The following is a 536-nucleotide window of genomic DNA, read 5'->3' on the forward strand; positions in this document are numbered from 1 at the left end:
CTGGCAATGCTTAATGCCGCTGCTTTTTCCAGATTGGTGATATCCTGCTCCAGAGCGGACAGATTTTCAGCCTGCTTAGCCCTGGCTTCATTGGCCCATTTCAGGTCCTGCACCGCCTTAATTTTCTGGTGCATCCACTCATAAAGTTCATCATCGGTATAGTCTGGCGCGATGATGACGGGGTCTCGTTTCTGCATGTCGGCTCCTTGTGGTTAGCGTTGCCTGCTTTTTAACCACGTCAGGCGAGGTGGTATCCTCTGAGGGGTCTGTTACTCGAGAGGAAATTGGTTATGAATACAATCAAGTTTTCTTGCCCAGAATGTGGTGGCTAAGTCTTTGACACATCCTTTAAGCCGCAGGGCTCTGACAGTTTCGCGGGAGCCATCTGCAAAAATTGTGGTCACCTTGTAACTGAAGATGAGTCCTCGCAGTTCGATGACGAAATCGTTGACAATATCTTCGGTGCACTCACCAGAGACTTTCTGAAGTAAAGGCGCATACCGCTTAGTTACCGCTCTGATAACTCTTACCTGTCC

Annotated in this window: 2 protein-coding genes; both read right to left on the reverse strand. The window is 48.9% G+C overall.

Features of this window, described 5'->3' with window-relative positions:
* The coding region (ydfC, locus tag HEN33_RS25405; protein WP_183083538.1) for a protein YdfC at window positions 1–197 on the reverse strand (197 nt) is incomplete at its 3' end.
* A gap of 72 nt (window positions 198–269) precedes the next feature.
* A partial coding sequence (locus tag HEN33_RS25410) for a hypothetical protein (RefSeq protein WP_000474254.1) occupies window positions 270–536 on the reverse strand: 267 nt, incomplete at its 5' end.

The organism is Escherichia sp. 94.0001 (assembly GCF_013369155.2).
In the GTDB taxonomy this organism is placed as follows: Bacteria; Pseudomonadota; Gammaproteobacteria; order Enterobacterales; family Enterobacteriaceae; genus Escherichia; species Escherichia coli_F.